At 69.7% G+C, this 13,379-nt stretch carries 9 protein-coding genes and 2 pseudogenes; 4 read left to right on the top strand and 7 right to left on the bottom strand.

The genetic code is table 11. The features are described from left to right. The first annotated feature begins 199 nt into the window (after window positions 1-199). Entirely contained in the window at window positions 200-628 is a 429-nt protein-coding gene (locus TNCT6_RS37495) for a DUF1097 domain-containing protein (protein WP_253266518.1), read from the top strand. A gap of 271 nt (window positions 629-899) precedes the next feature. Here the strand turns inward: TNCT6_RS37495 and TNCT6_RS37490 are convergent, their stop codons facing one another. From TNCT6_RS37490 to TNCT6_RS37470, 5 genes are all read right to left on the bottom strand, one after another. After that, window positions 900-2,603, bottom strand: coding sequence for an ABC-F family ATP-binding cassette domain-containing protein (locus TNCT6_RS37490; protein ID WP_141367605.1), 1,704 nt, complete (start codon window positions 2,601-2,603; stop codon window positions 900-902). Window positions 2,604-2,682: 79 nt separating this feature from the next. Beyond that, window positions 2,683-4,317, bottom strand: coding sequence for a ribosomal protection-like ABC-F family protein (gene abc-f / locus TNCT6_RS37485; protein ID WP_141367603.1), 1,635 nt, complete (start codon window positions 4,315-4,317; stop codon window positions 2,683-2,685). Window positions 4,318-4,757: 440 nt separating this feature from the next. Next, window positions 4,758-5,774, bottom strand: a complete 1,017-nt coding sequence (locus TNCT6_RS37480) for an MASE1 domain-containing protein (protein ID WP_141367601.1) — start codon at window positions 5,772-5,774, stop codon at window positions 4,758-4,760. A gap of 185 nt (window positions 5,775-5,959) precedes the next feature. Next, window positions 5,960-7,288 (bottom strand): PP2C family protein-serine/threonine phosphatase, encoded by a 1,329-nt coding sequence (locus TNCT6_RS37475; RefSeq protein WP_141367599.1) that lies wholly within the window; start codon window positions 7,286-7,288, stop codon window positions 5,960-5,962. A gap of 2 nt (window positions 7,289-7,290) precedes the next feature. Further along, window positions 7,291-7,959, bottom strand: coding sequence for a hypothetical protein (locus TNCT6_RS37470; RefSeq protein ID WP_141367597.1), 669 nt, complete (start codon window positions 7,957-7,959; stop codon window positions 7,291-7,293). A 450-nt stretch (window positions 7,960-8,409) separates the two neighbouring features. Here TNCT6_RS37470 and TNCT6_RS40555 point away from each other — a divergent pair. Further along, window positions 8,410-8,611: pseudogene (locus TNCT6_RS40555) on the top strand (XdhC family protein); the annotation flags it as partial. Next, a pseudogene (locus tag TNCT6_RS40325) lies at window positions 8,591-8,704 on the top strand (NADPH-dependent F420 reductase); the annotation flags it as partial. The pseudogenes TNCT6_RS40555 and TNCT6_RS40325, both read left to right, overlap by 21 nt. Before the next feature lie 13 nt (window positions 8,705-8,717). Here the strand turns inward: TNCT6_RS40325 and TNCT6_RS37460 are convergent. Further along, window positions 8,718-9,758 (bottom strand): amidohydrolase family protein, encoded by a 1,041-nt coding sequence (locus TNCT6_RS37460; RefSeq protein WP_141367595.1) that lies wholly within the window; start codon window positions 9,756-9,758, stop codon window positions 8,718-8,720. A gap of 76 nt (window positions 9,759-9,834) precedes the next feature. After that, on the bottom strand, window positions 9,835-11,454 hold the full coding sequence (locus TNCT6_RS37455; RefSeq protein ID WP_141367593.1) for an FAD-dependent monooxygenase: 1,620 nt from the start codon (window positions 11,452-11,454) through the stop codon (window positions 9,835-9,837). 297 nt (window positions 11,455-11,751) lie between these two features. Here TNCT6_RS37455 and TNCT6_RS37450 point away from each other — a divergent pair, with 297 nt between their 5' ends. Then, complete coding sequence (locus TNCT6_RS37450; RefSeq protein ID WP_141367930.1) at window positions 11,752-13,011, top strand: cytochrome P450; 1,260 nt, start codon at window positions 11,752-11,754, stop codon at window positions 13,009-13,011. Window positions 13,012-13,379: the final 368 nt, after the last annotated feature.

The following is a 13,379-nucleotide window of genomic DNA, read 5'->3' as shown; positions in this document are numbered from 1 at the left end:
CCCCGCGGCGCGCGGCAGGACGACGGCGGTCGGCACCCGCGCGGCGCCGGGCACCACCAGCGCGAGCGGATCCCGCTGTCCGTGCGGGAGCAGATACAGCGCCTGCCGGGCGACGGCGATGACGCGGGCGGGACGGGCGGGGCCCGCCAGGACGTCGCGGGCCAGCTCGCTGACCAGGCCCGGCAGGGCGGTCGGGCTCATGGCGTCCGTGTGTCCTCCTGTTCCTCGTCCCGCGGTACGGGGCGGCGGGCCGAACCTCCCCGACGCCAAGCGGCTGTGGTCGGCCATGCCGATGGGTTCGACGTACGCTCTGGTGATCGTGTTGCTGGAGACCCATCAGGGCACGGCCTTCGGCGAGGGCCGGCTCGCCCGCAACGCGTTCGGGGCACTGTGCGTCCTCGTCGTGAACTCCGCGCTGATGTACACGGGCAAGCTCAAGCTGTTCTCGCTGATCCCCGGCATGTTCTTCGGCTTCGCCAGCTACTTCGCGACGTTCTTCGGCGGGTTCGGCTACGACGTCGGCAACCCGTGGGCGGCGTGGGTGTCCGTGATCGCCATGAACGCGCTGGGGCCGGTGTACGCGTGGCTGTCGATGTCGCTGACGTTCCCGGTGAAGGCACGGTCCTGACGCCTTCGACACCATCGCCCGCGCTCTCCCCCTGGTCCGCCGCGAAGCGCTCGCGACCGCCGCGGCGGCCGGGGCCGCGTTCACCGTGAGCCTGCCCCGCCCGGCGGCCGCCGCCTTCGGTGCCGCAACCGCGCAAGAGGCTTCCGCAGACGACGAGTTCGCGGCGCACGGCATACATATGAGGGAATCGCGCGCATCCAAGATCGCGCGCGTTCGTGGAGGAGATCCCCCGTGAACAGGCCTCAGCGGACTGTGCCGTCCCTTCCGACCGTCATCTGGCCGACCCAACCCCCCGCACGGTCTGGCGGTGTCCACTGGCGCGAAGCCTGTGCCCCGCACTGCCCGAGCGCTCGAGGTCGGAGCCGAGCCGGATTTCCCCTCCCTGCCAGCGCTCCCGCAGCCAGCGGTCGTGGCTGGCCAGCACGATCGCGCCGGGGCCGGTGCCCAGCGCCGCCTCCAACTCGTCGCACAGGCGCGGCGACAGGTGGTTGGTGGGTTCGTCAAGCAGCAGCAACTGCGGCGGTCGCGCCACCAGCAGCGCCAGCGCGAGCCGCCTGCGCTGCCCGACCGAGAGCCGGCCGACCGGCTTGTCCAGGTCCGCTTCGTCCATCAGACCGAGCGAGCCCAGCGGTACTGCCTCGGCCCGCTCGGCTCCCAGCGCCAGCTCATAGGTGTCCCGGACGGACCGGCCCGGCCGGGCGAAGACGGTGTCCTGGGCGAGCAGGCCCACAGTCAGTCCGCGTCGCCGCCGCACCTCGCCCTCGGGCGCGAGCCGCCCGGCGAGCACGGCCAGCAGAGTCGACTTCCCGGCCCCGTTCCCACCGGTGACCAGCAGACGGTCGGTCGCCGAAACCTCCGCACTCACCGGTGCGAGCCGGCCCGGTACCCGTACGTCGTCCAGGGACACCAGCGGACCGTCGTCCTCCACCCCCGGTGCCGCGAGCGCCGTGCCCTTGAACCGCAGCGGCTTCGGTGGCTCACCGACCTGGGAGCGCTCCAGCTCCTCCAGGCGGCGGACGGCGTTGCGCACCCGCCGGGAGATCTGGCTCTGGACCCGGCCCGCACGGTGGCCGTAGCCCATCTTCTCGTTGTCGCGCGGTCCCCGGTCCGGTGCGACGCGGTGCGCGGTGACCTGAGCAGAGACCCGCAGCGCGGCCACTTCCTCCTGTTCCTCGGCCCAGCGTCGCTCCCAGCGGTCCCGCTCGGCACGCTTCTCGGCCAGGTACGCGCTGTAGTTGCCGCCGTAGCGGACCGGGCCGTCCATCGCGGGGTCGAGGTCGATCAGGTCCGTACACACGGCGTCCAGAAAGGCCCGGTCGTGGCTGGCCACCACGACGACCCCGGGCAGGGCGCGTACCTGGTCCTCGACGAAGGCGACGGCACCGTCGTCAAGATGGTTGGTCGGTTCGTCCAGCAGCAGCGCGGAGGGCCGCCGGACCAGCAGCGCGGCCAGCGCGAGCCGGACGCGCTGGCCGCCGGACAGCGACCCGAGCGTCCGGTCGTGTCCGAAGGCGCCGAGGCCGAGGCCGTCGAGCACGAGCGCGGCACGCCGGTCGGCGTCCCAGACCTCCCGTTCCTGGGCCTGTTCGAGCCGGACGCCGTAGGCGTCGAGCAGGCCGGCGCACTCGGGCGCGTCCTGCGCGGTCCGCGCGACCAACTCGCTGAGCCGTTCCAGCTCGGCAAGGTCCTCCCTGGCCTCGCGCAGGGCGTCGTCGAGTACGTCGGCGATCGTCGCGTCGGTGTCGTACGGCATCTCCTGCTGAAGAAAGCCCAGGTCGGGCGGGCGCGTGACGCTGCCGACGTCGGGCTCGTCCGTCCCGGCCAGCAGGCGCAGCAGGGTCGACTTGCCGACGCCGTTCTCCCCGATCAGCCCGATGCGGTGCCCGGGCGAGGCGGTCAGGGAGACACCGTCGAACAGGCGCCGGTCACCGAGAGTGTGGACGAGGTCGTGGGCGAGCAGAGCCGGTTGAGGCATGGGGTCCGTCCAACGTGATCGGTGCTCGGCCCGCGGGGCGGCATGCCTCGGACGCGGGCCAGGTCGACACGCCGGCGGCTCACATCTCAGGGGCCCCCGTCTCCTTCAGCTCGCCGTCGGCCAGCCGCAGCCACCGGTTGACGCCGATCTCGCACAGGAACCGCTCGTCGTGGCTGACCACCACGAAGGCCCCCTGGTAGGAGTTCAGGGCGCCCTCCAACTGGCCCGCGCTGACCAGGTCGAGGTTGTTCGTCGGCTCGTCCAGGAGCAGCAGGTGCGGAGCCGGTTCCGCGCACAGCACGCAGGCCAGGGTGGCGCGCAGGCGCTCGCCTCCGGAGAGCACCCCGACGGGCAGATGGGCGCGAGGCCCCCGGAAGAGGAAGCGGGCAAGCAGGTTCATCCGCTCGGCCTCCGGCCGCTTCGGGGCGTGGTCGGCGAAGTTCTCGGCGACCGTACGGTCCAGGTCCAGCAGGTCGAGGCGCTGCGAGAGGTAGGCGATACGGCCGTCGGCCCGCTTGATCTCGCCGCTGTGCGGTGTCAGGTCGCCGTTGAGCAGACGCAGCAGCGTGCTCTTGCCGGCACCGTTGGGACCGGTCAGCGCGATGCGCTCCGGGCCCCGGACGGTCAGGTCGACCCCCTGGCCGGCGAACACGTCCTTCTCGCCGAGGCGGGCGCGAAGTTGCCGGCCGAGGAACAGATTGCGTCCGGCGGGCACGTGGGTGTCGGGCAGGTCCAGCGTGATGCGCTGCTCCTCGCGCAGCGCGCGCCCGGCCGCGTCCAGCCGGGCCTTCGCCTCGCTGACCCGGCCGGCGTGCATCTGGCCCGCCCGGCCCGCGGACTCCTGCGCGCCCCGCTTCATGTTGCCGGCGAAGATACGCGGCAGACCGGCGTTCTTCAGGTTGCGGGCGGCGTTGCTCTGCCGGCGTTCGGCGCGCTCGCGCGCCTGCTGCATCTCCCGCTTCTCCCGCTTCAACTCCTGCTCGGCGTTGCGGACGTTCTTCTCGGCGGCTTCCTGCTCGGCCCGCACGGCCTCTTCGTACTCAGTGAAGCTACCGCCGTAGAAGCGTAGTTCGGCGCGGTCGAGTTCGGCGACGCGTTCCATGCGGTCGAGCAGGGCGCGGTCGTGGCTGACCAGGAGCAGGCAGCCGTTGAAGTCCTCCAGCACGTCGTACAGCTTGTGCCGGGCGTCGAGGTCGAGGTTGTTGGTGGGCTCGTCGAGCAGCAGCACGTCGGGCCGCTTCAGCAACTGGGCGGCGAGACCGAGAGAGATGACCTGGCCGCCGCTGAGGGTGCTCAGGCTGCGATCCAGGGTGAGGTCGGCCAGACCGAGGCGGTCGAGTTGAGCGCGGGTGCGTTCCTCGATGTCCCAGTCGTCGCCGATGGTGGTGAAGTGCTTTTCGTCGACGTCCCCGGACTCCACGGCGTCGATGGCCTGGATGATCGCGGCGACGTCCAGCACCTCGGCGACCGTGAGGTCTCCGGTCAGGGGAAGGCTCTGGGGGAGGTAGCCGAGGGTGCCGGCCACGGAGACCGACCCGGTGCCGGGCCGCAGTTCACCGGCGATGAGCTTGAGCAGCGTGCTCTTGCCGGCACCGTTGGGCGCGACGAGGCCGGTGCGGCCGGAGCCGATGGTGAAGGACAGGTCCTGGAAGAGGGGAGTGTCGTCGGGCCAGGTGAAGGACAGGTTCGAGCAGACGACGGAAGCGTCGGACATGGAGGTGACCTCGTGAGGAGGGGGCAGGGAAGACACTTCTGCCCCGGCAGCAGACAGAGGGAAAGAGGGGACGACAGCGAGGCCACGTCGGCGGCGCTTCCACGCACCAGTCCGGTGGCCTGTCGGGTCCGGGTATCACCCGGAGATGTCGTCGTCCACCACCATGTCTCGGCTCCTCAACAAACGATCAACGTCTCTACCAGTCTAACAACAGGTTGCGTTGGACCGGAGACACGAAGGATCACCCGGTCCGGACCACGGCCGGCCGCCGCGCCCAGGGCCTGGCGGGCGGCGGTACCCGGTCCCGGATGGGCAGTCGCCGGATTCGCGGGCCACGGCACGTGGAGATCGCGGATACCCAGCGAGCTCGTGATCGGCAATCTGCGTCCCTGACAGGCGTGGTTCGGCGGGCCCGGTCCCCTGTCGCGATTGCTGATCGATCACGACGCCCGGGTCTGTCCGCCGTTCTCTCCCCCATCTCCCTGGGGGTTGGGAAGCACTGGCGGACCGTCGGTGTCCGGTGCGGCTCTGGCCACCATCTCGGCGAGCCGCCTGCAGGCCTCTTCGATCTTCGCCTGGGTCTGGTTCCGCTCGGTGATGGCCGCGGCGAGCAGCAGCGCGGTCAGCGCGGCGGCACCGTTGAAGGCCTGCAGTGAGATCATGTCGGTGAGCAGCGTGTGCCCGGCGAACGGGCCTGCCCTGCGCGTGACGGCGAGGATGGCGAACGTGGATACGGCCAGCGCGCAGGGCGTGGCTCCGGCGCGCTGGAAGCGGAAGGCTGCCCAGGTCAGCAGCGGGAACCCCAGGAAGAGCAGCGGCGCGGGGAAGGTTTCTAGGAGACCGACGGCGATGGTGGCCGCGACAAGCAGCGATCCCTCCGCCCATCCGGATCGGGGGATGTTCTTCGGCCGGCGCGCCGAGCGGAGGACGAGCAGCAGCGGCGCGACCAGCAGGACGCCCATGGCGTCGCCGGTCCACCAGACCCACCACGTGAGCCAGAATCCGCCGGGGGGCAGCGCGTGGGCGAGACTCAGACTGCTGCTGCCCACGGTCGCGCTGATGAGCATGCCGGTGAGCGCACCGAGGAACACCAGCGCGAGCGCGTCCTGGAAACGGTTCATCTGGGTGCGGAACCCGCTGCGGCGAAGGAGTGCGTAGGAGCAGAGGGGCGCGAGTGTGTTGCCTGCCGTGATGGCGAGCACGGCGGGGGTCGTCGGTCCCAGTGGGATGTCGATCAGGAGGGCGCCGAGCGCGATCCCGGGCCAGACCCGCAGTCCGAACAGGAGCAGGCCGGCCAGCGCGATGCCGGTCGGAGGCCACAGCGGCGTGACCTGGCCGCGCATGAACTGCTGGAGGAGTCCCAGCCTGCCGGAGACGTAGTACAGCGCGGCAACGGCGACGATCCGCAGGGCCGTCATGCCAACGCGCCGGAGCCCGTCGCGGCTCGCCACAGTCATCGGGAGGTTTTCCCCTCGGCTCTGCTCCCTCGTCCCCTGTTCGCTGACCCTCCCGGGTCCACGACACCGCCGCTCATCTGTATGACCTTTCGCCATGTGCTCTGCCGGGATTGCTTCGGGTGACCACTCGGAGCGATGTGCGACCCGAGGGGTCTGCCTCTCAGCCGCAGGGGCTCCGTGCGGCTTCAGCGCGGGGTGCGCACGGCGAGGATGGCCATGTCGTCGTGTGCGTCGCTGGGGTGGTGGTCGGCCAGGGCCTGCACGAAGTCCTGCAGAGGCAGGGCCGCGTGTGTGGTGGCGAGTTCGGCGAGCTCGTTCAGGCTCTCGTCGAGGGGATGGTCGGGATGCTCGATGAGGCCGTCGGTGAAGAAGACCACGGTGGTGTCCGGGGACAGGGGGTGGGTGTGATCGGGGCGGGACAGCCCGACATCGACGTTCAGCGGTAGTCCGGGCTCCTTGAACAGGTACTCCGCCCGGCCGCCCGGAGCGATCAGCAAAGGGGGGAGGTGGCCTGCCGAGCTCCAGTGCAACCTCCAGGCAGCCCCCGCGGGTTCGATGCGCGCCAGGCTCGTGGTGGTGACGGGGTTGTCGGTGATGGCCTCCAGGGTGCGATCGAGCTGGGCGAGGACCGCGCTGGGCGGAGTCCGCAGGGTGAACAGCAGAGCGCGCAGCATGTTGCGGGTGGAGGCCATGGCGGCAGCGGCATGCAGATCGTGACCGACCACGTCGCCGATGACGACGGCCACCGCGCCGTCCGGAAGGAGGATGGCGTCGTACCAGTCCCCGCCCAAATGGTGGGGTTTGGCGGCGGGCCGGTAGATGGCGGCGGCGTCGAAGGGCCGCATGTCGGGCAGCGCCGGCAGCAAACGCCGCTGGAACTGTTCGGATCCGGTACGGACCTGTTCGAAGAGCCGGACGTTGTCAATCGCGATACCGGCGGCACGGGCGAGGGCAACGACGATGGTCTCGTCGTGCACGTCGAAGGGCTGTCCGTCGCGCCGCTCGGAGAGGTAGAGGTCTCCGAAGATGTCGCCGCGGACGCTGACGGCGACGCCCAGGAGGGTGCGCATGGCCGGGTGGCCAGGTGGCAGGCCGACCGACGACGGATGCGAGGAGATGTCGTCCACCCGCAGGGGTTCGGGGTGGCGGATCAAGTGTCCGAGCACGCCCCGACCGCGGGGAAACCCCACCTCTGCCAAGGACGACCGTTCCTGCTCGGACAGGCCGACGACGATGAACTGCGCCAGGGACTCGCCGGACGCGTCGAGAACTCCCAGTGCCCCGTAGCGGGCGTCGACCAGGTCCATGGCGGTGGTCACGATGCGGTGCAGTACCGCGGGCAGCTCCACCTCCCGGGTGATGGCCACCACCGCCTCCAACAGACCCTGCACGCGGTGCTTGGCGCCGGCCAGAGCGCGCAGTTGCTCATCGATCCGGCCCAGTTCGCTGTCCAGACGCGCCAGCAGGTCGGGGCGGGGCGGCCGCTCCGCCCCTTCCCCCTTCTTGCCCGCCATCATCACGATCGCCCGCTGGACCGGTACTCGCCCTCGGTGGACTTCAACGGCTTGCCGCACGCGCTGCACGGGGCGGTGGAAGCCACCGCCGTGGCCTTGCGCTCCTCCCGCTCGGTAAGGATCTGGAGCAGCGGCTTGGAGCCCCCTGCTTCGGCGATCGCAGTGCCCACCCCGATCAGCGGGATCTCCGTCTCCGGCAGCGGCAACCGCCGCGGCGGCACCTGATACTCAAAGCCGGCCTCGGCGGCCTTGTCGGTGGGGGCGGCCTCAGCGGGGCTCATGCGCTCGTGCCCTTCTTCGATGTGGTGCGGGGTGACCGGCTTCGGCAGCCGGTCGTACGTGGTCATGTCCGCGAGCGGGCGCGGATCGGGTGGCGGTCGCCGGGCGTGCCGCGAGGTGGTCTTCGCCCCCTCAGTCGGACTGTCGCCCAGCTCCTCACAGGTGGCGTTGCACCGGCGGGCCGCGATGGCCACCAGGTTGATGCCGACCGAGTCGAAGCCGAGAACAGCCTGCATGCCGCCGACGACCGCCGCGGCCGGCGACTGCCGGCGCGACAGCAGCACCTCGATCAGCACCCGGGTGCCCTCATGTCCACCGGCCTTGGTCTTCGCCGCCGAACAGAACGCCTCACGAGTGGCGGTGAAGCCGCCCTCGGCCCGGGCCTGCGCCAAAACGGCGGCCCGGCGATCGCGCCGGGCCTGACCAGGAGAATCTCCAGGATGTCGTGGCAGGTGTAGCGGCGAGTCGGCCTGATGTGCCGGGCCGCGAACTGCCGCCCGCCCAAGACCGGCACCTCGTTCGCTCGCCGGACAGTGATCCGGCCATCGCGGTGCAGGGCCGACACCGGGCCCCGCCCACTGTCGTAAACCGGTGCCGAAACCGTGGGATCCGCCGGGTCGCCACGACGGATCCGTTCGTACAGCCACTCACGCGAGCGGTACACCCCGGCCTCCTGGCACGACCGTGATCAAACAAGACCACAGCCTGACACGGCCCACCGGCCCGGCCGGCTCATTACTCCAAAAGCGGCATGCCGCACCCGGGACGAAGGAGGCGGGAGGCCATTGCCCTGGACCGCGTGGGGCGGACGGTCGGTATCGACGCCGACGTCGTACAGCGGCGGCAGCCGCTGCGGGGCGCCGGTGGTCCTGCTGGTCGAGTCCAACGTTCCGCCGCCCCGGATGATCGTCTTCGGCGTCATCGACTTCGCCTCGCCCTCGTCCGGGCGGGCGAGTTCCTGAACTACCACGTCACCGTATGCGACGCCGTCCCGCCTTCGTGACCCCGCACGACTTCCCCGAGGCCGACGAGATCGTCGTCGACTGCGTCAACCCGCTCGGCTTCGACAAGCCGGGTGCGTACGCGCTGAGGCCGGAGAACGGCAGTGCCGCCCAGCGGGCCGCCTGCTCGTGCCCCCTCCTCGCAGCCGCTATCGACGAGCGGCAAGCGACGGAAGAAGGCGATGCGCGTTGTCGCGGTTGATGCAGCGGCGCTGTTGCTCGTCGAGGGCGGGGTCGTTGTCGAGCGCGGGTGCGGTGACACTCGTGACCAGATGAGCCGGGGTGGGGGGCCAGTCACTGCCGTAGAGGATCCGGGAGGGATCCACGGTGGACAGCAGACTCGGCGTGGCCGAGGGGGACATGGGGCCGGCCGTGTCGTAGTAGAAGCGGTGCAGGTAGTCACGGACCCGGGCGCGGTCCACCTTGGGCGTCAGATGGTCGCTGAACACCTCCACGCGGCCGGCGATGTAAGGAAGGAAACCGCCTCCGTGCGGCAGGATGAAGCTGAGGTTCGGGTAGCGGTCCAGGGTCCCGTTGATGATGAGACTGATCGCCGCGCGCGTCGTGTCCATCAGGAAGTCGCACAGGAACGGAGGCACACCCTCCAGCTCCGCGCCGCCTCCGGGTACGTCCATCGGGTGCGTACTGACCACGGCCGAGCGTTCGTTGAGCTCCGCCAGGATTCTGTCCTGGTCGGGGTGGCCCAGATAGACGCCCTTGGCGCTGGTCCGCACGCTGACGCCGATCGCCCCGAGGTCGTCCAGTCCATGGGTGAGTGACCACATCGACAGGTCCGGGCTGTCCAGGAACAGCGGTGTGTAGAAGGCGAAGCGATCGGGATGGCTCTGGACAAGGTCGCTGGCGGCTTCCAGGGCGACAAGGGCGCTTTCCTTGCGCACCTTCGGATCCTGGAGGCGGCCCAGCATCGCGACGGTGAAGACACTGGTCCGGATGCCTGCCTCGTCCATCATCCGGAGAGCTGTGCCGAGGTCCCACCGGGTCCACGGCGGCAGCTTCCGACGATGGACGATCTCTTGTTTTTCCGCCCAGTCGAGCCATTCCGGCGCGGTGTAGTGGTGGTGTACGTCCACACGCTCCCGGCGTGCGTCGCCCTCCCCCGCCGCCGTCGGCCCGCTGTCGGCTATACCGGCCAGTGGGGCCGTGCCCGCCGCCGTCTCTAGTGATGTCATGGACAGGCTCCCATTTCTGTGGTGACGCAGGAGAAGTCACTCCTGTGCGGCTCGGGTCGTCGAGCCGCGGTGACGGTCAGCGCCCGAGGATCTGCAGGAGAACGCCGGTCAGTTCCTTTTCCATGTCCGCCGTCTCGGCCTCGGCCCGCCAGGCCACGAAGCCGTCCGGCCGCACCAGCACCGCGCCTTCCGGTGCGACGCCATACACCGAGGACCAGTCCGCAGCGCCGCCGGTGTCCAGGTCGTACTCCACTCCGTCGCCGATGGAGTAGACGTCGAGCGGTACGTTGAGCCGCGCACCCACACCGCGGGCCGCGGTGCGCCAGCCGGGCCTCCCGCAGAGCAGGACGAAGGAGCGCTCGTACAGGTCAACGGTGGAGACCTTCGCCCCGTCGCGTGTGACCCAGAGATGCGGTGCACGGCTTCCGGGCTCGCCGTTCAGGCACAGGACGTCGGGGATGACGGGGTCCTCCGCGTTCGCGCCGACCACCGCCCGCGAGGCGTATCGGTAGCCCAGCGCCACGGTCATCAGATCAGCGGTGTCGTTCGACGCCGTCCTGGCGGAGTAGCCGGGGTGCTGTTCACGAGCGGCCTGAAGGGTCGCTCGCGCGCTGGTGGTCTGAGCCACCGGCCGGCGCTCGGCCTCATAGCTGTCCAGCAGCGTCGAGCCCGCCCAGCCGCGGAGGACCGCGGCGATCTTCCAGGCGAGATTGTGCGCGTCCTGGATACCGGTGTTGGATCCGAACGCCCCGGTCGGCGGCATCTCGTGGGCGGAGTCACCGATGAGGAAGACACGTCCGTCCCGATAGCTGTTCGCCACGCGGTCCGCCGCGTGCCACGGCGCCCTCCCGGTGATCTCCACGTCCAGATCGCGCACCCCTGCCGCCGCCCGGATGTGGTCGGTGATCCGGGCATCGGTGAAGTGCTCCAGTGTCTGCCCGCGCTCCGGGAACCAGGGCACATGGAAAACCCACTGCTCCTCGTTGTCCACGGGCAGCAGCACGCCTTCGCCGGTGGGGTCGGTGACGTAGCAGACGACGAACTTCTGCTCCCCCGCGACCTCGCGCAGCAGCTTGCTGCGGAAGGTGACGCTGACGTTGTGGAACAGATCTCCCGATCCCGAGTGCTCGATCCCCAGCCGCTGGCGGACGGGACTGCGGGGACCGTCGGCGGCGAGCAGGTAGTCCGTCCTCACCGTGTACGTCTCACCGGTGTCCCTGGTTTGCAGAACCGCCCGCACCCCGTCGTCGTCCTGGCTGAAGGACAGCAGTTCCGTGCCGAAGCGCACGTCTCCGCCCAGGTCGCGGGCGCCTTGCAGCAGGACCGGCTCCAGATCGTTCTGGCTGCACGCGCAGCGGATCGTCGAGCACAGGTCCGCCTCCGGCGGCCTGCCCGTGATCCGCGCCGAGAGCCAGCGCCGGTTCTCACCGCGCAGGGTGTCGACCTGAAGGATTCCATGGTTCTTCGACAGCGTGGTCGCGGCCTTCCGGATGTGCGGCTCCAGGCCGGCGGTCCGGAACAGTTCCATCGTCCGCATGTTGTTGCCGCGGCCGCGCGGATGTGCCGACGTGGCGGCATGGCGCTCGACGACACAGTGCTCGATGCCAAGGCGCCCGAGGAACACGGATGCGGACAGGCCCACGAGTGAGCCCCCCACGACCAGGACGGGCACATACTCGTTGCCGCGATCGTTCATCGCGTTTCTCCTCTGGGATCAGCATCTCCGCAGCGCGGTGGCCGATGGTTTCCATGACTCGCTCTCAGTTCTTTTGCCATGCGCGGCGAGCCGATAAGCAGCGATCACCCGATCAGCGGAGAATCCGCCTCGCCGCAGCCTGTGGACACGGACCCCAACGACCGCGCGAGAGGCCGGTGGGTGCGATCGGGCGAATTGCGTTTACGTACGGGATCCTTCAGGGGACCGGTGGATCGTAAGTCGTACATCTGCTGTCCCGTGGCCGGGGCGGAAGCTGCTGTGAGAAAGGCCGGGATGATGACTCAGCTCGACGAACGGGACACGACGGACTCGACAGCGGACGCGATCGCGGCGGCCTCGCGCGGTTCAGCGGCGTATCGCGCCAACCCCTATCCGGTGTACGCGTGCCTGCGCGAGTCGGCCCCGGTGTGCCGCCTGTCTCCCCCGCACGGGGTGGAGACCTACCTGATCACCCGGTACGACGACGCCAAGGCCGCCCTGACGGATCCGCGCATCAGCAAGGACATGTACGCGGCCATGGACGCGTACCACACCATTTTCGGCGACTCGTCCATCGCGCTCGACGACAACATGCTCTTCTCGGACCCGCCCAAGCACACCCGGCTGCGCCGTATCGTCAACCGCGCTTTCAGTCCGCGCCGAATCGAGTCCTTGGGTCCTCGTATTCAGCAGATCACCGACGAATTGCTGGATCGCTGTGACACCGACGCACCCATCGACCTGCTGTCGTCCTTCGCCTTCCCGCTCCCCCTCATCGTGATCTGTGAGCTCATCGGAATTCCCGAGGAAGAGCGCGCGGAAGCCCAGAAATGGTGCACCATCGTCGCACGCACCGGATTCAGCAAGAAGGACAAGGAAAAACTGGCGCAGGCCGAGGGAGCTCTGCGGGACTACTTCGCCGATCTCATCCTGCGCAAGCGCGAGAACGCGTCCGACGACCTTCTCAGTGACCTGATCCGGACGCAGGACGAGCAAGGCGCCATGACTGACGGCGAGCTTTTGTCGACCCTGTGGGTGCTGCTCTTCGCCGGCCACAAGACGACCGCGTACCTCATCGGCAACGCCGTCTTCGACCTGTTGACCCACCGCGATCAGCTGCAGGAGGTCCTGGAGGATCCGGAACTCCTGCCGAACGCCATCGAGGAGGTCATCCGCTTCGAAGGGTCGGTCGAGAACGCGACGTTCCGGCACGCGCTGGAGGACATCGACATCAGGGGAACGCTCATTCCCAAGGGGTCCCTCGTGCAGATCGCAGTCGCCTCCGCGAACCGGGATCCGGAGAGGTTCGCCTGCCCTGACACCTTCGACGTGAAGCGGGAGGGTCTGCAGAGCGCGCACCTCGGCTTCGGCAGCGGGGCGCACTACTGCCTCGGTGCGCCGTTGGCGAGAATGGAAATGCGAACGGCGTTGACCACGCTCTTCCAGAGGTTCCCGAAGATCGAACTCGATTTTCCGGCGTCCGAGGCCGAATGGCTCAAGGTCCCGTTCCCTGCCTTCCGGGGACTGGAGAGGCTCCCTGTCGCACTGGTTCCGTGACAGGTCCTCAGGTCCTCCACGGCCGGGCTCGAGCAGTTCGGTGAGGTGACCAGGGTTCGGGGGATTCCGGCTCCATGAGGTGAACACACTTCGGGCGGGCCATACGACCACACAGCGACGGGCCTTCGGCGCGCACCATGCCGAAGGCCCGTCGCTTCACCATGTGCGGAGAGCCGCCGGCGTCGCGTTCAGGTCGGTCACGCGCGTCCGGTGGTGGGGCTGCCGAGCAGCGCGGAGGTCGGACACCGCGTGCTGCCCTCGCGGAGGCGGTCGTCGGCGTGCCGCTCGCGACGGAGGGGACCGGCGCAGCGCCGCAGGCGTGCCGTCCAGCCGCAGACGCCGATCCGCCGAGCCGTCCGGCATCCACG

Origin of the sequence: Streptomyces sp. 6-11-2 (assembly GCF_006540305.1) — a bacterium.
Lineage (GTDB): Bacteria > Actinomycetota > Actinomycetes > Streptomycetales > Streptomycetaceae > Streptomyces.
The sequence above is the reverse complement of the archived record's forward strand: the minus strand, read 5'-3'. Positions and strand labels throughout refer to the sequence as shown.